22 protein-coding genes are annotated in these 20856 nt (G+C 56.2%); 5 read left to right on the forward strand and 17 right to left on the reverse strand.

Annotated features, from left to right (window positions below; translation table 11 throughout):
• Positions 1-21: 21 nt before the first annotated feature.
• The 5 genes from JAO79_RS12180 to rpoE form a co-directional block, all read right to left on the reverse strand.
• Positions 22-1497 (reverse strand): DegQ family serine endoprotease, encoded by a 1476-nt coding sequence (locus tag JAO79_RS12180; RefSeq protein ID WP_199007536.1) that lies wholly within the window; start codon positions 1495-1497, stop codon positions 22-24.
• Between the two features lie 85 nt (positions 1498-1582).
• The gene (locus tag JAO79_RS12185) at positions 1583-2032 is read right to left on the reverse strand and encodes a SoxR reducing system RseC family protein (RefSeq protein ID WP_199007537.1); all 450 of its coding nucleotides are present in this window, start codon (positions 2030-2032) and stop codon (positions 1583-1585) included.
• Positions 2022-2990, reverse strand: coding sequence for a MucB/RseB C-terminal domain-containing protein (locus JAO79_RS12190; protein ID WP_199007693.1), 969 nt, complete (start codon positions 2988-2990; stop codon positions 2022-2024). The genes JAO79_RS12185 and JAO79_RS12190 overlap by 11 nt, the downstream gene beginning before the upstream one ends.
• A gap of 95 nt (positions 2991-3085) precedes the next feature.
• Entirely contained in the window at positions 3086-3646 is a 561-nt protein-coding gene (locus JAO79_RS12195; protein WP_199007538.1) for a sigma-E factor negative regulatory protein, read from the reverse strand.
• 15 nt (positions 3647-3661) lie between these two features.
• Positions 3662-4279, reverse strand: a complete 618-nt coding sequence (rpoE, locus tag JAO79_RS12200; RefSeq protein ID WP_227664607.1) for an RNA polymerase sigma factor RpoE — start codon at positions 4277-4279, stop codon at positions 3662-3664.
• A 207-nt stretch (positions 4280-4486) separates the two neighbouring features.
• Here rpoE and nadB point away from each other — a divergent pair, with 207 nt between their 5' ends.
• The 5 genes from nadB to JAO79_RS12225 all read left to right on the forward strand — a co-directional run bounded on the left by nadB (position 4487) and on the right by JAO79_RS12225 (position 8774).
• Positions 4487-6094 carry an L-aspartate oxidase gene (gene nadB, locus JAO79_RS12205; protein WP_199007540.1) on the forward strand — a complete coding sequence of 536 codons (1608 nt, stop codon included), beginning with the start codon at positions 4487-4489 and terminating at the stop codon, positions 6092-6094.
• A gap of 39 nt (positions 6095-6133) precedes the next feature.
• The gene (locus JAO79_RS12210) at positions 6134-6406 is read left to right on the forward strand and encodes a succinate dehydrogenase assembly factor 2 (protein ID WP_199007541.1); all 273 of its coding nucleotides are present in this window, start codon (positions 6134-6136) and stop codon (positions 6404-6406) included.
• Entirely contained in the window at positions 6390-6866 is a 477-nt protein-coding gene (locus tag JAO79_RS12215) for a hypothetical protein (RefSeq protein ID WP_199007542.1), read from the forward strand. The genes JAO79_RS12210 and JAO79_RS12215 overlap by 17 nt, the downstream gene beginning before the upstream one ends.
• Positions 6867-6880: 14 nt before the next feature.
• Complete coding sequence (locus JAO79_RS16450) at positions 6881-7849, forward strand: folate-binding protein (protein ID WP_320158963.1); 969 nt, start codon at positions 6881-6883, stop codon at positions 7847-7849.
• 91 nt (positions 7850-7940) lie between these two features.
• Entirely contained in the window at positions 7941-8774 is an 834-nt protein-coding gene (locus JAO79_RS12225; RefSeq protein ID WP_199007544.1) for an HDOD domain-containing protein, read from the forward strand.
• Positions 8775-8784: 10 nt separating this feature from the next.
• On the opposite strand, the gene ung is transcribed toward JAO79_RS12225, so the two are convergent.
• The 12 genes from ung to rpsP all read right to left on the reverse strand — a co-directional run bounded on the left by ung (position 8785) and on the right by rpsP (position 20761).
• Entirely contained in the window at positions 8785-9510 is a 726-nt protein-coding gene (gene ung / locus JAO79_RS12230; RefSeq protein ID WP_199007545.1) for a uracil-DNA glycosylase, read from the reverse strand.
• Positions 9511-9513: 3 nt separating this feature from the next.
• Positions 9514-11049, reverse strand: coding sequence for a lysine--tRNA ligase (gene lysS / locus JAO79_RS12235; RefSeq protein ID WP_199007546.1), 1536 nt, complete (start codon positions 11047-11049; stop codon positions 9514-9516).
• A gap of 51 nt (positions 11050-11100) precedes the next feature.
• A protein-coding gene (prfB, locus tag JAO79_RS12240; RefSeq protein ID WP_114333037.1) for a peptide chain release factor 2 occupies positions 11101-12196 on the reverse strand; the annotation gives its coding sequence in 2 pieces (ribosomal slippage) (positions 11101-12123 and positions 12125-12196; 1095 coding nt in all).
• A gap of 146 nt (positions 12197-12342) precedes the next feature.
• Positions 12343-14088 carry a single-stranded-DNA-specific exonuclease RecJ gene (gene recJ / locus JAO79_RS12245; RefSeq protein ID WP_199007547.1) on the reverse strand — a complete coding sequence of 582 codons (1746 nt, stop codon included), beginning with the start codon at positions 14086-14088 and terminating at the stop codon, positions 12343-12345.
• 6 nt (positions 14089-14094) lie between these two features.
• Complete coding sequence (thrC, locus tag JAO79_RS12250; RefSeq protein WP_199007548.1) at positions 14095-15495, reverse strand: threonine synthase; 1401 nt, start codon at positions 15493-15495, stop codon at positions 14095-14097.
• Between the two features lie 11 nt (positions 15496-15506).
• Positions 15507-16808 carry a homoserine dehydrogenase gene (locus tag JAO79_RS12255; protein ID WP_199007549.1) on the reverse strand — a complete coding sequence of 434 codons (1302 nt, stop codon included), beginning with the start codon at positions 16806-16808 and terminating at the stop codon, positions 15507-15509.
• A gap of 141 nt (positions 16809-16949) precedes the next feature.
• Positions 16950-17684, reverse strand: a complete 735-nt coding sequence (locus JAO79_RS12260) for a thioredoxin fold domain-containing protein (protein ID WP_199007550.1) — start codon at positions 17682-17684, stop codon at positions 16950-16952.
• 136 nt (positions 17685-17820) lie between these two features.
• The gene (gene xerD, locus JAO79_RS12265) at positions 17821-18726 is read right to left on the reverse strand and encodes a site-specific tyrosine recombinase XerD (protein ID WP_199007551.1); all 906 of its coding nucleotides are present in this window, start codon (positions 18724-18726) and stop codon (positions 17821-17823) included.
• Between the two features lie 94 nt (positions 18727-18820).
• Entirely contained in the window at positions 18821-19177 is a 357-nt protein-coding gene (gene rplS / locus JAO79_RS12270) for a 50S ribosomal protein L19 (RefSeq protein WP_114333033.1), read from the reverse strand.
• 25 nt (positions 19178-19202) lie between these two features.
• Positions 19203-19961: a tRNA (guanosine(37)-N1)-methyltransferase TrmD gene (trmD, locus tag JAO79_RS12275; RefSeq protein ID WP_199007552.1), complete on the reverse strand. Its 759-nt coding sequence runs from the start codon at positions 19959-19961 to the stop codon at positions 19203-19205.
• A 3-nt stretch (positions 19962-19964) separates the two neighbouring features.
• Positions 19965-20492: a ribosome maturation factor RimM gene (gene rimM, locus JAO79_RS12280; protein ID WP_199007553.1), complete on the reverse strand. Its 528-nt coding sequence runs from the start codon at positions 20490-20492 to the stop codon at positions 19965-19967.
• Between the two features lie 29 nt (positions 20493-20521).
• On the reverse strand, positions 20522-20761 hold the full coding sequence (rpsP, locus tag JAO79_RS12285) for a 30S ribosomal protein S16 (protein WP_114333030.1): 240 nt from the start codon (positions 20759-20761) through the stop codon (positions 20522-20524).
• Between the last annotated feature and the right edge of the window lie 95 nt (positions 20762-20856).

Consider the following 20856-nt stretch of genomic DNA (forward strand, 5'->3'; position numbering starts at 1 on the left):
ACAGCTTCTAAAGAAGCGTTTTTACGGCCGCATCACCAGATAGATAGGTCGCCCTTGGCGCACCACACGCACCGAAACTGCCTGGCCTTTCGGCAAGCTTTTCACAACCGACTGGAAAGCCTTCAGCGACCCAACCGGCTTGCGGTTTATCTCGGTGATGATGTCACGGGTTCGGATTCCGGCCTGCAAGGCTGGTCCCCGTTCCACGCCAGTCACCAGCACCCCGCTTTCAACACCGGCCGCACGGGCGTTTTCCGGAGTTAGCGGCTCAACCGCCAGACCAAGAGCGTCAGCAGCTCCACCACGGTGGCCTTGGGCCTTTGAACGGCTGGTGCGGCCATCTTCCGGCAACTCGCCTATTTCCACATCAAGCTCGATCTCGTCACCGCCCCGCAGCACGGTCAACCGGGCCGATTCACCAACCGGTGTACGGCCCACTTTCGGCGGCAAATCCGAGGACAGTTCAATGTCCTCGCCGTTGTATTCCAGCACGATATCACCTGACTGAAGACCGCCGGCCTGTGCAGGTGAATTGACCATAACCTCGGCAATCAGGGCACCCCGCGGCCGCTTCAGACCGAAGGTCTCGGCAAGATCCCGGTTGACCTCCTGAATCAGCACACCTAGCCAACCACGCGCGACTGCGCCTTCGTCACGAAGCTGACGGAACACGCTCATGGCATCGTCAATCGGAATCGCAAACGATACCCCCATAAAACCACCCGAACGGGTGTAGATCTGGGAGTTAATGCCAATCACCTCGCCGTCCAGATTGAACAGCGGCCCGCCGGAGTTGCCCGGATTAATAGCAACGTCGGTCTGAATAAAAGGAACGTAGTTTTCCGAAGGCAGCGAGCGGCCAAGCGCACTGACAATGCCCGCCGTCACCGTGTAATCGAACCCGAAGGGTGAGCCAATCGCAAACACCCACTCTCCTACTTTGAGCTCTTCGGAACTGCCCACCTGAACCACGGGCAGATCGTCGGCATTCTCGATTTTCAGAACGGCCATGTCCGAACGAGGGTCGGTACCCACAATGGTCGCAACGAACTCCCGGCGATCGTTCAGCCGAACCATCACTTCATCGGCGCCTTCCACGACATGGTTATTAGTCAGAACATAACCGTCTTTTGAAACGATGAACCCAGAGCCCATTGAGCGCGTTGGCTGCTTACCGCCCGGCGCACCACCAAACGGGGAATTCGGGCCGCGAAAGAAATCCTGCAAAAATGGCGGCAACTGATCCAGTTGCCCCTCGTCGAATGGCAGCCCCTGAAAACGGGAACGGCGCCCGGCAGGCTCACTGGTGGTACTGATGTTCACCACGGCGCTGGAGTTTTCTTCAACGAGTTCGGTGAAATCCGGCAATCCCCGTGCCGTAACTTGCTGGCTCCACAGGGTCGAAACCAAAGTGGCGAAAATCAGCCATGCCCCCAGAACAAAACCTGACCGGAGTCCATCAGGATAACGAGCAACCGGCGTAGTTATTTTTTGCATGTAAACCCCCCTTACATTTGGCCGTTGGACTGCGGTTACAATTTATGGCTGCGTAATCACTTTTCAACTTAAAAATCGGTAGGTTTCAGAGACAGGTCACAGACGCAATTCGGTTCACGCGAACCATATGTGGTTGAAACCGGTCACCCGATCGCGACTGCCAACGACGCACCAACCAGAACCCGGCTCCCAAACCCACAAGCGCACCCATAATCGCCACCAGATCTGTCTCACCCAATAACCGGAACGCGCCAATACTCGCCAACACCATGAGCAACAAGGGCAGCCCGTATACGGCCAGCGAAGCCGTCAGCAGCGATTGCTCATCCAGGCCAATCACTACCTCATCGCCAACCTGCGCATCGACGGTATTCAACACCAACACTTGATTGGCTTTGCCGCCCGAAACCGCCGCCAGCGCCCGCTGACCACAACCGGCACGGGCAGAACAGCTTTCACACGCACTGGTCTGAATGGTTTGCACCCAGGCTTGCGCCCCCTGAAGCGCCACCACTTTTCCGGTTTCAGTGATCACTTGCTACCCACCTTTGCGCCAGCGCATCATCAATCGATACCGAACGGGCGACTTTTCTAGCCGTTTCAGGGGGAATCTCCCCAACCACGACAATCAAGAATGGCCGTTCTGCCACCTCTACTTCATGAATATAGACCGTCGATGCGCCCACTCGCGAGGCACCTGTCGGCATTTTTAGCCCTTTCACCGGCTCAACGAACACCGAGAATGTGGCCAGCCCATCCGAGAAAGCCACGGCCTTGCCGTTACTGGAGCTTGGGGTGGCAGCCGGCATGTATCCATCCGGGCGCCAGTTCAAGGTCCAGCCTGTCATTCGTCCTACCGTCGATTGCTGGGGTTCCGGCGCGCCAAGATGGCGGGTTATCTCGCGCCCCTCGGTTTGAACCTCAAACTTCTCATCTGCAATGTCATCGGTGATCTCCAGGCTGGTGTACTGGAAATGCTCGAGCACAGCGTCATCAATATCCCGCACGTGGCTTTTCACCAAAAGCCCCGTTTCTTTTTCAACCCAAAGCCGATGGCTGTAGCGGTCATTGTCTTTGGCGGTCAAGTCCACCGTCACCACCTCGTAGCCAGCCACTCGATCTTCGCCCATTAGCGCCGGCTGATACCACTGGCTGACCGGCATCAACTGATTGGTGAAGGCCTCCGCAAACGGCCCCGACGGAATGACCTCATCCAGACGAATACGACCTTGATCCGGTAACACACAGACCACATCCATACCCTTACGGACAATCTCACCCGAGCCGCCATCCTGCATCACCAGTCGTTCTTCCACCTGACCATTTCGGTATCGGTGCGCAATGCGCATCGAGTGCACCTGATCACCTCGGGCATAAACGAACACACCCTCGTAAGACGTCATATTCAGCGCAGGCCCCAAGCGCTCCAACCAGTCCATTGCGGTCATGGACTCTGAAGCATCAACTGCGGCATTGTCGGCATGGGCGGCCATGAACGGCGCAAAAACGAACCATGCTATGACCATCAGCATTCGAGCCGTGGCATGTTTGCCCTTATGCAGAATATTCATAGCCAAACACCTCAAGCTCAATACCCACCGTTCGCACTTACCATTCTCGCGTATCCCATAGAACCTCGGCCGGCGCCAACGCTGTTGTGCTGGGCATGTTCCAGCAAATACTGCCGAACCTGGCGCAGCTGCTGTTCATCCAGACGCTGCAGGGCAATCTCTTCCTTGCTTAGCGCTAGCTGAGACGCTCGTTGATCTACTCCGGTGAACGCCAGTGCGTTATTCGGATCACCCGGCGCTGTTCCCCAGCCGGCACCGGCACCAAATCCAACCAGCAGTGCCAAGGTCACCATCGCCGCTACGGGCCAGTGCCAATAACCGCCGGCACGAGGGACAGGTTCGGCTTTGTCTGCAATCGGAATATCCTGATCGTCAATTGCGGCCCGAACGGCACCTGCGACATCCACACTGTAGGAAGCGCTCGGAGCTTCGTGCATCAGGTCGCGCACCTGCTGCCATCTTTGCCATTGTTCTCTGACTTCGTTCTGATCGTCGTGCGAAAGCAATCTGCGCACTGAAAGCTCGTCCGCTTCATCGTCCATCATTGCTGACAGAGTTTCTCTGAGACGCTCATCCATCGGGTGCAACCTCACTTACGTCACTGAATGATTAAGAAGTGGACCAATGTGCCGATCCACTGCATCCCGGGCTCTGAAGATCCGGGAACGGACGGTTCCGATCGGGCACTCCAGAATCCGGGCAATGTCTTCATAACTGAGACCGTCATATTCTCTGAGCAAGAAAGCGGATCTTAGTTCCTCGGGCAGCGCGGCAATCGCTTCGGCCAACGCTTTCTGCAGCTGATCTTTTTGCAGCAGTTTTTCTGGCGAAGCCACATCACGTAAGCGCCGGCCATCGTCGTAGTTTTCCGCCTCGGAGGAATCCGCCGATGCTTGGGGGCGGCGACCTCGGGCCTCGAGATGATTTTTGGCGGTGTTCACCGCAATACGATACAGCCAGGTGTAAAATGCACTGTCACCCCGGAACCGATCGATGGCACGAAACGCCTTGATGAACGTTTCCTGCGCCAAATCCATCACTTCGTGGCTGTCGTAAACGTAGCGACTGATAATGGAGGCAACCCGGGACTGGTATTTCACAACCAGCAGATCGAACGCAGCACGGTCGCCATGACGAACCTTACGCACCAGCTGCAGATCCGTCTGGCTTTCAGTCTGTTCACTCGATGTAGAATCTGTGTTGGAAATCATGGACGACGCAACGGATTGTCCCGTTTGTTTTGCCAGCGGGGTGGCTCGTAATCGGCTCGCTTGTGTCATTGTGTTTTTCCGGTGTTCAGATATGAACCCAGGTTGCCGACAGCAACCGGCTCGAGGCATATGCATCGGGCCAAATAGACAGCAAGCACAAAGTTTAGTTCAATACACTTCCACATTATGGCCTGCGACAACAACTCAATGCCACAATCCTACGAATACGATGTACTTATTATCGGCAGCGGCGCTGCCGGACTGACCGTTGCTTTGAATTTGCCAGAGCACCTGAACGTTTGCGTCATCAGCAAGGCCGACATCAGTTCCGGAGCCACGCTTTGGGCGCAAGGCGGCATTGCAGCGGTTCTCGATGCAACCGACTCGGTTGAAAACCATATTCAGGACACCCTCAATGCCGGTGGTGGTCTGTGCCACGAGGATGCGGTGCGGTTTACCGTCGAACATGGCAAAGCAAGCATCGACTGGCTCATTGAATCCGGTGTGACCTTCACCCGTAAAGAAAACGACGATCAATACCATCTGACCCGCGAAGGCGGCCACAGCCACCGCCGCATCATTCACGCCGCCGATGCTACCGGTCAGGCGGTATCCACCACGCTCGCCAGCCAGGCCGCAGCCAAGCGCAATATCGACCTGAAATCTGGCCGGGTTGCGGTTGATCTGATCACCAACCGCAATCTCTCGCTGCCCGGCAACCGTTGCGTGGGTGCCTATGTATTGAATCTTGAAGACAACCACGTTGAGCTTTACCGCGCCCGCTTCACGGTGGTGGCAACCGGTGGCGCATCCAAAGCGTACCGCTATACCACCAATCCTGACGGCGCCTCCGGTGACGGCATTGCCATGGCCTGGCGTGCCGGTTGCCGAGTCGCCAATATGGAATTCAATCAATTCCATCCGACTTGCCTGTATCACCCTCACGCCAAATCTTTCCTGATCACCGAAGCGGTTCGCGGAGAAGGTGGAGTACTGAAACTGCCCGATGGCAGGCGGTTTATGGACAAGTTTGATGACCGTGCAGAACTGGCGCCCCGCGATGTTGTTGCAAGAGCCATCGACCACGAAATGAAGCGGCTAGGGGCCGATCACCTGTATCTGGACATCAGCCATAAACCGGCTGACTTCATCAAGCACCACTTCCCGACCATTTACGAAAAATGTCTCGGTTTCGGCATCGACATCACCAAAGACCCGATTCCTGTGGTGCCTGCCGCCCATTACACCTGCGGCGGTATCATCAGCGACGACCGCGCCCGAACTGACATCAACCAGCTCTACGTGGTTGGTGAAGCGGCCTTTACCGGCCTTCATGGTGCCAATCGTATGGCCAGTAATTCGCTACTGGAATGCCTGGTTTATGGCCGTGCAGCCGCTCAGGACATTGCTCGCCGGGAAGCAGACATTCCCAACGTGCCGTCAGTGCCCGCATGGGACGAAAGTCAGGTTCGGGATTCCGATGAAGACGTTATCATTTCCCACAACTGGGATGAGTTGCGCCATTTCATGTGGGATTACGTCGGCATTGTGCGGACTACCAAACGTCTGCATCGCGCCAAACACCGGGTTGACCTGCTGCAGGGCGAAATCAATGAGTTCTACAGTAACTACCGGGTGACCAATGACCTCATTGAATTACGCAATTTGGTCACCATATCAGATCTGATCATTTGCTCTGCGCTGCAGCGCAAAGAAAGCCGCGGGCTGCATTACACACTGGACTACCCGCAAGCTCAGGGCGAGGCCCGCGACACTATTCTGGTGCCGACGACTTATCGAACTCTGGCTCCCTGAGCCGGAGCCTTCACCCAACTTACAAACACGGAACCCGTTATGTCCGACACTCAAAATACCAATGCGCACACTGAGTTCCACCGTCTCTGGTGGCACAGCCGTCGCGGCATGCTGGAACTGGACGTTCTGCTTCTGCCTTTTCTGGAAGAAGTTTATCGAGATCTCGAACCCGAAGACCAGGCACGTTACCGTAAACTGCTGAGCTGCGAAGACGCCGATATGTTTGAATGGTTTATGCAACGGAGCAAGCCCGAGGATCCGGATCTTCGTCGCATCGTCGAGATGATTCTGAACCGTGTCCAACCGGATTGAGCTGACACTGCGCCCCTCATCGACTGCCGGACTTATCGCATCACTGCCCTGGATCGTGCTGGCGAGTTTCATCGTTATAGCAGCACTGGAGTCTTCAGCTCTGTTGGCGGCCTTCACGATCCCGGTGCTCTGGCTGGGGCGCGCGTCCTTTCAGCGCTTCGGTTTGCTGAAAAAACCGAATTCCATTATCGCTGTAACCTACGACAGCACAGGGCTAACATGCCAGTTAGCTAATGGCCGTAAGCTGCCGGTAACGGTCACCAACGCCAGTTTTCTGAGCCCCGGACTAGCGATTCTTCAATTCAAACCGAACAATCAATCATCAGGGCGCATGATGACCATCATCACCGGTGAGCTGGGCGCTCTGAAGCCGAACACCACCGACTGCGCCTTCAGGCGCCTGCGGATGTTACTGCGCACCGGTTCGCCTGAACCCGGCCACAAAACTTCTTCGTTTTAACTCTGGAGATGATCGTGAGTAGACAGGATTCACAACAACTCGCAATTCCGAACGGTTACGCTCTGTTGAACGATCGGGTCATGGCTCGCATCAGCGGGCCGGGCACCGACAAATTCGTGCAAGGCCAGTTCACCCAGCACGTAGACGAGATCACGCAAGAGCAATCACTCAGAGCCGCGGCCTGCACGCACAAGGGGCGTGCCTATTGCCTGACTCGCCTGGTCAGGGATGGCGACGACCTGTTGATGGACTTCGATGCCACCCGGGCCGAAGCCACCATTGCTCATCTGAAAAAATATCTGATGCTCTTTCGCGGTACCAGCCTCGAGACCCTGCCTGCCAAGCGGATCATTGGCTTGCTCGGCGAAGCCTCGGCCATCTCGGTGGCCGGCGAAGACGCACGCGCATTGACCGAGCCGGGACAAACCCTGAAAGTCGGTGACAGCCACCTGATCCGGATCGAAAACACGGCAGACGGCACCGCACGCTATGAATGGTGGCAATCTGCAGACGAGCTACCTATGCCCGACGGTATCGCCGAACTTTCCCTTGAGCAGTGGCTGGCTTCGAGCATTTCCGCGGGCGTACCCTGGCTGACCGAGGCGACTCAGGAAGCCTACGTACCGCAAATGATGAACCTCCAACACTTGCAGGGCGTGCATTTCAAGAAGGGCTGCTATACCGGACAGGAAGTGATTGCTCGCATGCACTTCCTTGGCCAGTTGAAAAAAAGCCTTTTCCGACTATCTTTCACCAACACACCACAGGCGCCTGCCGCCGGCAGCAAACTGTTGGCCGGCGAGAAATCTGTGGGCGAAGTGGTCAACGCCCTGATGACCGGCGAGCAGGAGGGCGAAATGCTTGCCGTTATTCGTCATGACGCCAGTACGGAAACACTGTCGCTGGAAGGAATGCCCGAGGCAGGCATCAAACTCGAGCAGTTGCCTTACGCTGTGCCGGAACAGCAACCTTCTGATACATAAGTTGACAGGAAAGCTTGCCGTTATTTGGTATAAATGTAGCCATACACTGAGCCCGGTTTAAGGGCCCCATTCAAGCGGAAACAGACGGACCATGGCAGACATTATCGAGACCATTAAAGCGGACCTGACCAGCGCCATCGAGAACGACAAGTTAATCTTGCCAACGCTGCCCGAAGCGGCCCTGCAGGTCCGGGAGATCGCGGAGTCCGAAGATACTTCGATTGCGGATCTTGTGGCTGTGATCAGTAACGACACCGCTCTGTCTGCCCGAATCATTCGCGTTTGCAACAGCCCGCTGTTTCGCGGCACCCGCGCCATTGAAAACCTGAACATGGCGGTAAGTCGCCTGGGCATGACCTATACCAGCAATCTGGCCATGGGGCTGGCCATGGAGCAAATGTTCCAGGCCACCTCGGATATGGTCGACAAACGGCTTCGGGCGACATGGCAGGCCAGCACGGAAGTTGCCGGCATCTGTCATGTACTGGCTCAGCACTACACAAAACTAAGACCAGACCAAGCCACTCTGGCCGGGCTGGTGCATCTGATCGGCGTGCTTCCGATACTTCGCTATGTTGAAGATCAAAGCCTGGAACTGAGCGGCATCGTATTGGATGCGGTGATCGAAGAACTGCACCCCCGCCTTGGCAGCTTGATCCTGAAAAAGTGGCAATTCCCGGAAGCCCTGCAGAGCGTGCCTCTGGAGTATGCAAACTTCCAGCGTGACGTGCCCCAGGCCGACCATGCCGACCTGGTGATGATCGCCAACCTGCAACGGGTTGCTGGCACTAGTCATCGCTGGAATGAGATGGATTTCTCGTCTATTTCGGCGTTCAGCCGCCTGGGACTGGATCCTGAAATGAACATGGCTGAGGAAGAAGATCTGAGCGCCCAAATGGAAGCAGCCATGGCGCTGCTCGGATAGCTGGCCGGATTCAGAAGTCGAGCAGCTGCTGCGAAGAGGCAGGCAGAGCCCAGTCAATCGGGCTCTGGCGCTGCTCTACCAACCACTGATTGGTACGCGAAAAATGCTGACACCCGAAGAACCCGCGATAGGCACTGAGCGGTGAAGGGTGCGGTCCTTCCAACACCAAATGGCGTTCCCGATCAATGATCTGCCCTTTCTTCCTGGCGTAACTACCCCAAAGCAGGAACACCACGCCTTCGCGCTGCTCATTGACCAGCCCAATCACCCGGTCCGTAAACGTTTCCCAACCCTTGCCTTGATGGGCTCCGGCTTTACCCTGCTCAACGGTCAATACCGCGTTTAGCAACAAGACGCCCTGATCCGCCCATGACTGCAGGCAGCCGTGCCCAGCTGGCGCAATACCGAGATCCTGCTGGATCTCTTTGAAAATATTCGTCAGAGAGGGGGGCGTTGGTACGCCAGGGGAGACAGAGAAACACAAACCGTGCGCCTGACCGGGGCCATGGTACGGGTCTTGCCCCAGAATCACGACTTTAACCTGATCGAGCGGTGTGCTGTTCAGAGCATTGAACAGCTGCGACCTTGGCGGGAAGAGCGTCTTTCCTGCGCTCTCCTCTTGTGCCAGAAATTCTGCCAGGCGATGCATATAGGGTTGGCGGAACTCGCCCGCCAACCACTGATCCCAGCCGTGCCCGGGCTTTAATTCCTGAGCCAGCGCCTCGACCGGGTGCATGCCTTATTCGTCTCCGGAAGTCTGCTCTGCTTTATGCTCCGGACGCATGGCCGGGAACAGAATCACATCACGAATGGACGGGGAATCAGTCAGCATCATCGCCAAACGGTCGATACCGATACCTTCACCCGCCGTTGGCGGCAAGCCGTACTCCAACGCCATCACGTAGTCGTCGTCGTAGAACATGGCCTCGTCGTCGCCGGCGTCCTTCTCGGCCACCTGCGCCTTGAAGCGCTCGGCCTGATCTTCCGCATCGTTCAGCTCCGAGAAACCGTTGGCAATTTCACGGCCGCCCACAAAGAATTCGAAACGCTCAGTCACGAACGGATCGCTGTCTTTACAGCGAGCCAGCGGCGACACTTCTTTCGGGTACTCGGTGATGAACGTGGGCTGCATCAAGCGGTGCTCGGCGGTTTCTTCGAAGATCTCGATTTGTACCTTACCCAAGCCCCAGATGTCTTTAACCTTGATGCCCAGACCTTTGGCCAGCTCGCGTGCCTGCGCTTCGTCGGCCAGCTGTTCGCGAGTGAACTCCGGGTTATAGCGCAGGATCGCGTCCACGACGGTCAAGCGCTCAAACGGCTTGCCGAAGTCGTATTCAACGACTTCTTCTGTGCCGTCTTTCAACACACGGGTATTGGTGACCGTGGTCGTGCCCAGCACTTTTTGCGCGATGGTGCGCAGCATGTCTTCGGTCAGATCCATCAGGTCGTTGTAATCTGCGTAGGCCTGATAGAATTCAACCATGGTGAATTCCGGGTTGTGGCGGGTTGATAACCCTTCGTTGCGGAAGTTCCGGTTGATCTCGAAGACTCGCTCGAATCCACCCACAACCAAACGCTTGAGATACAGCTCTGGCGCAATCCGCAGGTACATGTCGATACCCAGCGCGTTATGGTGAGTCACGAACGGGCGTGCAGTAGCGCCACCCGGAATCACCTGCAACATGGGCGTTTCAACTTCCATGTAGTCACGCTCGGTGAAATACTGGCGCATCACGTTGATGATTTTCGAACGCGCATGAAACACCCGTCGGCTATCTTCGTTCATCATCAGGTCCACGTAACGATGACGATAGCGGGCTTCGGTGTCAGTCAAACCTTTGTGCTTTTCAGGCAGCGGACGCAGTGATTTGGTGAGCAAGGTGTACTCATCCATTGCCACGTACAGATCGCCTTTACCCGACTTGCACAGCACACCGCGTACACCCACAATGTCGCCAAGATCCCAATGCTTGGTGTCTTTCTGGACATCTTTGGTGGCGTAGATCTGAATGCGGCCGGTCATATCCTGAACCACTTTGAACGCCTTGCGGTCGAGCATCATGCGGCCAGCGATGGCCACCTGGATGCCCATGGCTTCCAGCTCTTCCTTGGACTTGTCACCGTATTTTTCCTGCAATTCGGCAGCGGTGGCATCACGGCGGAAATCGTTCGGGAACGCATTGCCCTGCTCTCGCAAGGTGGCCAGTTTGGCACGGCGCTCGGCAATCAGCTTGTTGTCCTCGGGCTGGGTCGCGTTCTGGTTCTGTTCAGTCATGTTAGCTCACTAAGAAGTCGGGGGTGTCCGGTTCGGGTTGAATGGCGCTGTTCACAGCGCCATCTTCAGACTGGCTTCAATAAACTTGTCGATGTCACCATCGAGCACCGACTGGGTGTTACTGGTTTCCACCTTGGTGCGAAGATCTTTGATACGGCTGTCGTCCAGCACGTATGAACGGATCTGGCTACCCCAGCCGATGTCAGACTTAGAGTCTTCCTGCTTCTGTTTTTCGGCGTTGCGCAATTGCATTTCACGCTCGAACAGCTTGGCTTTAAGCTGTTTCATCGCCTGGTCTTTGTTCTGGTGCTGGCTTCGCCCAGCCTGACACGCCACCACGATTCCGGTGGGGTTGTGGGTCAGTCGTACCGCCGATTCAGTCCGGTTTACGTGCTGACCACCGGCACCGGAGGCACGGTATACGTCAACCCGCAGATCGGCCGGGTTGATGTCGATTTCGAAGCTGTCATCCACTTCCGGCGAGATGAATACGGAAGAAAACGAGGTATGCCGGCGATTACCGGAATCAAACGGCGACTTACGTACCAGACGATGAACGCCAGTTTCGGTCCGCAGCCAACCGTAGGCATAGTCGCCCTGAATATGAATGGTCGCGCTCTTGATGCCCGCGACTTCACCTTCCTGAAGTTCGACGATTTCAGCTTTAAAACCCCGGCGCTCGGCCCAGCGCAAGTACATGCGCAGCAGCATGTTGCCCCAGTCTTGGGCTTCGGTACCGCCAGAGCCAGCCTGAATTTCCAGGTAGGCATTATTGGCATCCATTTCACCGGAGAACATGCGGCGGAATTCGAGCTTCTCGAGTTCTTTATCCAGACCTTCAAGGTCGGCCTCGATTTCCTGAACGGTACCTTCGTCGTCCTCTTCCACGGCCATTTCAAGCAGACTTTCTGCATCGGCCAGGCCGGAGGTGAGGTTATCAATGGTTCTGACGATCAGTTCGAGGTCAGAACGCTCTTTACCCAGTGACTGGGCGCGCTCCGGATCGTCCCACACGGTTGGGAGTTCAAGTTCGCGTTCTACTTCGACCAGACGTTCGCTTCGCTGATCGTAGTCAAAGATACCCCCTCAGCGCTTCGGTGCGCTCGCGAAGCTCTTTGATCTTCGTCACTATGGGATTAATTTCCATGAAACCTTGTCTCGCTTTGGAAAATGGTGCGATAAAAACTGAGGGCGAATTCTACCGGAATTCGAGCGCTAAATCAGCTATTCGTAGATGGGTGCAGGCACCGTACAAGGTAGGGCTTTCCGAGGGGTAAGGGTCTGGCCCCGGGGTCAGACCCCACCCCGGTTCAGCGGCTCAAGATAATCGACCATCAACTGCAGGTTGGTCCGCCCTCGGAAGGTGTTGGCATCCGGCTTGTAGACCACCCGGGCACCGGAGCGGGTGTAGTCCGGCACTTCAGGGCCTGTGTTAAAGGCGATGGCATCGATAATGCCGCCACCCTCTGCAGGCTGCAGCACCAGTTTCAAATGATTCTCCCCGACAATGCGCTGACTGACGACGTTGAATTCCCCGTCGAACAGGGGCTCAGGGAAGTGCTGCCCCCAAGGGCCACTACGCTTGAGCAGGTAGGCGGTATCGAGATTCAGCTCGTTAGCTGCTAGCGGACCATCGGTGACGATCGCCGCTTCCAGATCCTCTGGTTTCAGGCTATCCCGCACTGCCTCGTCGAAAGCTTTGCTGAAAGCCTCCAGGTCATCACGGGCAATGGTCATGCCCGCGGCCATGGCGTGGCCGCCGTATTTTTTCATCAAGCCGGGCGACTTGGCATCCACCACCGCGAGGGCATCGCGGATGTGCAGACCAGGAATGGAACGGGCAGAGCCTTTCAAGCTAACACCATCGTCATCCGGAGCAAACGCAATCGTCGGGCGATGGGTCTGCTCACGAATTCTGGCAGCAAGAATGCCGATTACACCCTGATGCCAATCCGGATCAAACAATGCCAGGCCCCAAGGCAAACCGGCAATGTCGAGCGACATAGAAGCCAGCAATTCTTGCGCTTGCTGCTTCATGTCTTTTTCGATGGTGCGTCGTTCGCGATTGAAAGTATCCAGTTCTTGAGCAAGCCGCAGAGCTTCATCCGGGCTGTCCGCAAGCAGGCAGGCAATGCCGATACTCATATCATCCAGACGACCGGCGGCATTCAGACGCGGCCCGACAACGAAACCCAAATCGGTCGAACTGATCTCGGTATGATCCCGGCCCGCCACTTTCAGCAGCGCCAGTATACCGGGGCGTGCCTCGCCTTTGCGGATGCGCCTTATGCCCTGCTCAACGAAGATTCGATTGTTATGGTCCAGTGGCACAACGTCCGCCACCGTGCCCAACGCCACCAAGTCCAGCAAAGTGCCCAGATTGGGCTCAGGATTCGGCAGCAGGTTGCGATCACGCAGGTGCTTTCGCAGCGCCGTAAGCACGTAAAACATGACCCCCACGCCAGCAGCGTTCTTGCTCAGGAACGGGCAACCGGGCTGATTGGGGTTTACAATGGCGTCCGCATCCGGCAGCTCTTCTCCTGCCAGGTGGTGGTCGGTAACAACCACTTTGATTCCGAGATTCCGTGCCGCACGCACGCCTTCGATGGCGGAGATGCCGTTATCCACCGTCACCAGTAAATCAGGCAGCTCCCCCTCTTCCTGCAATCGATGGATAATTCCAGGTGTCAGCCCGTAACCATCCGAGAAACGGCTTGGCACGCGGAAATCGACCGATGGCACACCCAGCATCGACAAGCCGAGCATGGCAACAGCGGTACTGGTGGCTCCGTCTGCGTCGAAATCACCCAAAATCATCACGCGCTGTTTCTGCACAACGGCATCGGCAAGCAACTCCACCGCCCGATCGATGCCTCGCAATTGCATCGGCGATGCCAGGTGCTTCAGGGTGTATTGGAGCTGATCATCGGAATGCACCCCCCGGGCGGCGTACAACCGGCGAAGGATGGGAGGCAGACTGTGCCCCCAGTTCGGCGTATCAGCCGGCTGGGGGCGGCGCAGGATCTTTTTGGGAGTCATGCCGGATCAGGCATTTTTCCAGTGCTTGGACAAAAAGCCCTGCACTTCAGACAGATCGTTTTCAAGAACGGTATAACGCTCTTCCCGCTCGAACAGATCCGCCATGTGAGGCGGCAACTGCGGCTTCACCGACAAGCCAGACTCAACAATGGCATCCGGGAACTTGGCCGGGTGCGCGGTACCCAGAGTGATCATCGGAACCGTTGCGTCGCGGCGGCAGTTGCGAGCCGCGCGCACACCGATTGCGGTATGCGGATCGAGCAGGTATTCATTCTGCTCGTAAATCTCGCGAATGGTGTCGCAAGTGGTTTTGTCATCAACCGCGTCGCTATCAAACAGCTTGCGGGCAGACTTCCAACGGTAGTCCTCGATGCTGACCGGGCCTTTGGCCGCATTTTCCAGCAGGTCCTTCACCGCCGCGCCGTCGCGACCGTGCAAGTCGAACAGCAACCGTTCGAAGTTACTGGACACCATGATGTCCATACTCGGCGACAGCGTGTGCTCCAACTGCTGTTTCTCGTATCGGTTGCCGCTCATGAAACGGTGCAAGATGTCGTTGCGGTTGGTAGCAATCACCAACTGGCTGATCGGCAAGCCCATCTTCTTAGCCAGGTAACCGGCGAAGATGTCACCAAAGTTACCGGTCGGCACGGAGAACGCCATGCTACGGTCAGGGCCACCCAACGCCAGTGAGGCCTGGAAGTAGTAGACGATCTGGGCCATGATTCGCGCCCAGTTGATGGAGTTCACCGCCGCCAGTTGGGTTTTTCCGCCCAGGAACGACTGATCACCGAAGCTTTCTTTGACCATGCGCTGACAGTCGTCAAAGTTACCTTTTACGGCAATGTTGTGAATATTGTCGCCCTGCACCGTCGTCATCTGGCGACGCTGCACTTCCGACACGCGCTGGTACGGATGCAGGATGAAGATATCCACGTGCTCACATCGGCGGCAGCCTTCGATGGCCGCCGAACCGGTGTCACCCGAGGTCGCCCCCATGATCACCACGTGCTGCTTACGCTTTTCAAGCACGTAGTCGAGCAAACGGCCGAGCAATTGCAGCGCAAAATCCTTAAAGGCCAGTGTAGGGCCACGGAACAGTTCCATCACCCATTCGTTGCTGTCGAGCTGAACCAGCGGTGCCACCGACTGGTGAGCGAATCCGCTGTAGGTTTCATCCAACATTTTGCGGAAGTCGTCAGCCGGGATGGCATCTTCCACAAACGGGTACATAACGTTAAAAGCCAGCTCCGCGTAGGGCAGGCCCCGCCAGCTGCGAATTTCTTCCAGGCTGAAGTGTGGCAATGACTCCGGAACGTAGAGGCCACCGTCGGTTGCCAAGCCAGTCAGAAGAACGTCTTCAAAGCCTAAAGCGGGTGCTTCGCCCCGTGTGCTGATGTATCTCACGTGCGTACCTGTTAGTTAAAATTTTCTGCGCGGATGCGAACAACGGAACCATCTACGTCGACCAGCGATTCCATCTCTTCAATCGCCAGATTCATCTGACGCTCCTGAACCGTGTGGGTCAGGATGATGACCGGAATCCGGCCATCCGCGAACTCGGATTCTTTCTGCATGATCGATTCAATATTGATGCCGTGCTCGCTCAAAATCGATGCGATCTTGGCCAGAACGCCCGGGCGATCGAACGCCTGAATGCGCAGGTAGTAAGCGGACTGAATCTCTTCCATCGGCAGCACTGGCAAATCTTCCAGCGCATCTGGCGTGAAGCCCAGATACGGCACTTTCTGCTGGCTTTCACTCGCTACAGAGCGAGCCACGTCAACGATGTCTGCAATCACGGCAGAGGCCGTGGCCTCGTCACCGGCACCCGGGCCGTAATACATGGTTTGGCCAACCGCATCACCATCCACCATGACAGCATTAAGCACGCCATCAACCTGAGCAATCAGATGTGTTTTCGGAACCAGTGTGGGATGAACCCGCAATTCGATCCCATCGTCACGACGGCGGGCAATCCCCAGATGCTTGACCCGGTAGCCCAGCAGCTCAGCGTGGGCAATATCACTCGGGGTCAACGACGAAATACCCTCGGTATACGCTTTTTCGAACTGCAGCGGAACGCCAATGCCGGACGAGGCCAGGATCGTAAGCTTGTGGGCTGCATCGATGCCTTCAACGTCGAAGGTGGGGTCGGCTTCTGCGTAACCCAGCGCCTGTGCCTCTTTCAGTACCTCGTCAAACGGACGACCAGCACGCATTTCGGTCAGAATAAAGTTACCGGTGCCGTTAATGATACCGGCGATGGTATCGATGCGATTGGCGGCCAAACCTTCACGGACCGCTTTGATCACCGGAATACCACCTGCTACGCCGGCTTCATAGGCAACGACAACACCCGCTTTTTCAGCGGCCTCAAAAATTTCGTTACCGTGAACGGCAATCAGAGCCTTATTGGCAGTGACCACATGCTTGCCGTTGGCGATGGCCGTCAACACCAGTTCCCGGGCAACGTCGTAGCCACCAATCAACTCAACGACAACGTCAACATCAGGGTCATTCACCACATCAAAAATGTCGGTGCTGAACGGAATATTACCCAGCTCAAGATCGTCCCGGCGCTTTCGGCTCGCCACTCGGGCAATTCGAATAGTGCAGCCGATACGGCCCGAAATAATCGCCGCGTTGCGAGTCAGGACATTGAATGTACCGCCGCCTACGGTTCCTAATCCGCAAATTCCGACATTAACGTCTTTCAAGCTCTCACCTCTGATCCCGCTCGGGGTGCTGATGGATTGCAATTGGGGGCATAGTATACCGATTCAGGCGCGTCTGAATAAGCCCTGAATCGGTTACCTTTCAATCAGTGGGAAACGACCCCGAACCGGGGCCGGTAAAACTTAAAGCAGGCCAAGGCCTTCTGCCAGATTTCGGGCCGGAACATAGCCGCGGATCATGTTGCCGTCTTCCAGAACAATTGCTGGCGTGCCGGTGACTCCTACCTTACCGCCCAGGCGATACTGATCACCGACCGGGTTATCACAGGTCTTGCTTGGCACTGACTTACCGCCTTTGGCTGCGTCCATTGCATCCTGTTGATCATCCGCACACCAGACCGACTCGTACTTGCGGAACGACGGCGTATTAGGGCCGGAACGCGGGAAGGCATAATAATTAACGGTGATACCGTACTCATTGAGTTGTGGCACTTCGTCGTGCAGCTTGCGGCAGTAGGGGCAATCAATATCAGTGAACACATCGATCACGGCTTTTTGCTTGCCTTTCGCAGGGTATGAGATCAACCCGTCGTCACCAAACGCCGCCATTTGCTTTTGACGCACCTGAGCGCGAGCCTCTTCTGTTACGTTGGCAATACCGTTATCGGTAATTTTCAACATATCGCCCGTCAGCAGATACACGCCGTCTTCAGTGGTGTAGATGGTGTCACCGTTGCTGCTTTGCACTTCGTAAAGGCCTTGAGCCTCGGATGCACGCACCGACATAATCCGCAATCCCGGTACCGCCGTCGACAAGCGCTCCTTGATCGTTTCTTCGATATCGCCCGCAAGAGCCGCTGGCGCAATTACCAGAGACGCCAACAGACCAGCTACTGCGGCCAAACTTTTCAGCTTCATGAGATAACACTTACCTTGTTGTTGAAGAAATTCGGGACTCCAGCCCCACTCACAGACAGGCACACACCATCACCCACCTTCTTGCCTGAGTGCGACACAGAGCGGCAGCAAAAGTTCAATACCACACCATAACAGATCACCCTCTGGGATGGTGCGTCTGATGCAAGTCTTGTAATCGCTGACGAGCGACATGGGTATAAATCTGGGTGGTCGAAAGGTCTGAATGACCCAGCAACATCTGCACCACCCTCAGATCGGCACCATGATTCAGCAAGTGGGTTGCAAAGGCATGGCGGAGGGTATGGGGCGACAGATGCTTCTGTATGCCAGAGCGGGAGGCGTATAATTTGATACGGTACCAAAAAGTCTGCCGGGTCATGGCAGTGGCGCGATTTCCGGGGAAGAGCGCATCGCTGCTCTTGCCCTTTAAAAGCTCGCCCCGCGCTTCACGCATATAGCGAACCAGCCAATCGAGCGCCTCTTCGCCCAGCGGCACCAACCTTTCTTTCCCGCCCTTACCGCTAACACGAACAACACCTTGGCGAAGATTTACCTGGTCAACCGTCAGGCCGGTCAGCTCCGTGACACGCAAGCCGCACCCATACAAAATCTCCAGCATCGCCCGATCACGCAATTCCAGGGGCAACTCCGGGTCTGGCTCTGCCAGCAGGCGCTCAACATCATCTTCCGTCAGAGTGTCGGGCAATCGCCGGGGTAAACGCGGACTGTCGATTCGCAAAGTGGGATCTTCGTCGATCAGACCTTCCCGCAACAAGAAACGATAGAAGCGCCGAATGCCTGAGAGGCGGCGCGCAGCGGTACTCGCCTTCAAACCGTCCGCCATGCCTCGCGACATCCACGCCAACAGAAGGGTACGCGTTGCTGATCGCAAGACGGGCGCCCCGGGTTGTTGCTGCAACCACAGTGACAACCCCGACAAATCACTGGCATAGGCTGCCCGGGTCTTCTCGCCCAACCCGTCCTCAAGCCAAACGGCATCAGAAAATCGGGAAATCAGCGATTCATCTTCAGCTCTGATCAAACGCACCCCCACGACTCACGCAACACCGAAATTTAAGCACAAAAAAAGCAGCCGCTGGGGCTGCTTTTTTCGGTACTGATCGGTCGAGCCGATATCAGCCCAGCTTTTCCTTGATACGAGCTGCCTTACCAGACAGGTCGCGCAGGTAGTAAAGCTTAGCCTGACGAACGTCACCACGACGCTTCACGCTTACGCTGTCTACCAGTGAAGAATAAGTCTGGAAAGTACGCTCAACACCCACGCCGTAAGAAATCTTACGAACAGTGAAGGAAGAGTTCATACCACGGTTGCGCTTACCGATAACCACACCTTCGAACGCCTGCAGACGCTCACGGCTACCTTCTTTAACGCGAACCTGAACAACCACGGTGTCGCCCGGCGCAAACGCTGGGAGTTCCTTGGTCATCTGTTCTGCTTCAAGTTGACTGATGATGTTGTTCTTGCCGCTCATCGTAATGCTCCTGATACCCAATCTTTCAATGCCCTGATGATTCAGAGGCACCCGGTTCGTTCAAAATTTCACCCAGTAGCTGACGCTCTTCTTCCGTAAACACCCGCTCTTCGAGCAGGTCGGGGCGCCGCTCCTGTGTTCGCCTCAACGATTCTTTCAACCGCCAACGCCGGATCTGTTCATGGTGACCGCCCAAAAGAACTTCCGGCACCGCCTGACCTTCGTAAACCTCGGGCCGGGTGTAGTGCGGACAATCCAGCAAACCATCAGCAAAGGAATCCTGCTCTGCCGACTGCGCATGACCCAGCGCTCCGGGGATGAGGCGTGTTACCGCATCAATCACAGCCATCGCCGCCAGTTCGCCACCTGAGAGCACAAAGTCACCCAGTGACACCTCCCGGTCGACTTCCGCCGATATCAGACGTTCATCAACGCCCTCGTAACGACCGGCAACGAGAATCAGCTGTTTTTCGGCAGCAAGAGACTCCACTACCGACTGATCCAGCCTTTCACCCTGCGGAGAAAGATAGACCACACAGGCCTTGCCGGGTGCCGATGCCCTTGCCTCATGTATCGCGTCCCGGAGCGGCTGAATCTTCATCAGCATTCCCGGGCCACCGCCATAGGGCCGGTCATCAACAGTACGGTGACGATCATGCGTGAAATCCCGGGGGTTCCAGCTCTTGAACGTCAAAAGACCTTCCCGAACGGCCCTACCGGTGATTCCGTACTCCGTCACCGAAGAAAACATGTCCGGAAACAGGCTGACTGCGCCAATCCACACTCGTCAGAACTCCGGATCCCAATCGACCACCATACGCGAACCGTTCAGATCCACACTCATAACCACCTGGTCCGGCAGATATGGGATGAGCCGTTCACGCTGATCGATAGAACCGGCTGTCGCACGCACAACCAACACATCGTTGGCGCCTGTTTCCAGCAGATGATGCACCTTACCCAGGCACTCATCTTCAACCGTGAAGACATCCAGACCTTCCAACTGAAACCAGTAGTACTCCCCGTCAGGAAGCGCTGGCAGTTGTTCAGTTGGAACTCTGATCTCGGCCCCCGCGTATGTGCGGGCCACTTCACGATCATCAAGTCCTTTCAGCTTGACGACGATCCCCTGCCCTTGGCGGCGACCATCCTCAAGCTTTGCCGGGATACGCTTACCGTCCAGAACCAAAGTCCAGTTACGGTAGTTCAGTATTCCCTCTTTGGGATCGGTATCAGAGAAGACCTTAAGCCAACCCTTGACCCCAAACACCGAGGTTACCCGGCCGATCACAGTTTCCTGCGAAGTCTGTGTCATGCCTGTCAAACCTCGATATTAAACTGCAATTACTCTGCAGTTTTCAGCAGCTGCGCAACGCGATCGCTGGTCTGAGCGCCTTGGCCCACCCAGTAATCAACGCGCTCACGGTTAACACGCAGACGCTCTTCCTGGCCGCGGGCAACCGGGTTAAAGAAACCAACACGCTCAATGAAACGGCCGTCACGGGAGTTACGGCTGTCAGTGACTGTCAGATGGTAGAACGGGCGCTTCTTAGAGCCGCCACGAGCCAAACGGATTGTTACCATTTCGACCAATATCCTGTTCTGTTGTACGAACTTTGTACGCTTCTCATCACACTGAATGCAGCCGACGAGAAGACCCATACTCGAAAGGGGCGCTA

Source organism: Marinobacter litoralis, from assembly GCF_016427555.1.
Taxonomy (GTDB): domain Bacteria; phylum Pseudomonadota; class Gammaproteobacteria; order Pseudomonadales; family Oleiphilaceae; genus Marinobacter; species Marinobacter litoralis_A.

Coding starts and splice junctions, on each gene's coding strand:
- JAO79_RS12180 (WP_199007536.1), bottom strand. CDS start 1,497: ATGCAAAAAATAACTACGCCGGTTGCTCGTTATCCTGATGGACTCCGG.
- JAO79_RS12190 (WP_199007693.1), bottom strand. CDS start 2,990: ATGGCCGCCCATGCCGACAATGCCGCAGTTGATGCTTCAGAGTCCATG.
- JAO79_RS12195 (WP_199007538.1), bottom strand. CDS start 3,646: ATGGATGAGCGTCTCAGAGAAACTCTGTCAGCAATGATGGACGATGAA.
- rpoE (WP_227664607.1), bottom strand. CDS start 4,279: ATGATTTCCAACACAGATTCTACATCGAGTGAACAGACTGAAAGCCAG.
- nadB (WP_199007540.1), top strand. CDS start 4,487: ATGCCACAATCCTACGAATACGATGTACTTATTATCGGCAGCGGCGCT.
- JAO79_RS12210 (WP_199007541.1), top strand. CDS start 6,134: ATGTCCGACACTCAAAATACCAATGCGCACACTGAGTTCCACCGTCTC.
- JAO79_RS12225 (WP_199007544.1), top strand. CDS start 7,941: ATGGCAGACATTATCGAGACCATTAAAGCGGACCTGACCAGCGCCATC.
- ung (WP_199007545.1), bottom strand. CDS start 9,510: ATGCACCCGGTCGAGGCGCTGGCTCAGGAATTAAAGCCCGGGCACGGC.
- lysS (WP_199007546.1), bottom strand. CDS start 11,049: ATGACTGAACAGAACCAGAACGCGACCCAGCCCGAGGACAACAAGCTG.
- recJ (WP_199007547.1), bottom strand. CDS start 14,088: ATGACTCCCAAAAAGATCCTGCGCCGCCCCCAGCCGGCTGATACGCCG.
- JAO79_RS12260 (WP_199007550.1), bottom strand. CDS start 17,684: ATGAAGCTGAAAAGTTTGGCCGCAGTAGCTGGTCTGTTGGCGTCTCTG.
- rplS (WP_114333033.1), bottom strand. CDS start 19,177: ATGAGCGGCAAGAACAACATCATCAGTCAACTTGAAGCAGAACAGATG.
- rimM (WP_199007553.1), bottom strand. CDS start 20,492: ATGACACAGACTTCGCAGGAAACTGTGATCGGCCGGGTAACCTCGGTG.
- rpsP (WP_114333030.1), bottom strand. CDS start 20,761: ATGGTAACAATCCGTTTGGCTCGTGGCGGCTCTAAGAAGCGCCCGTTC.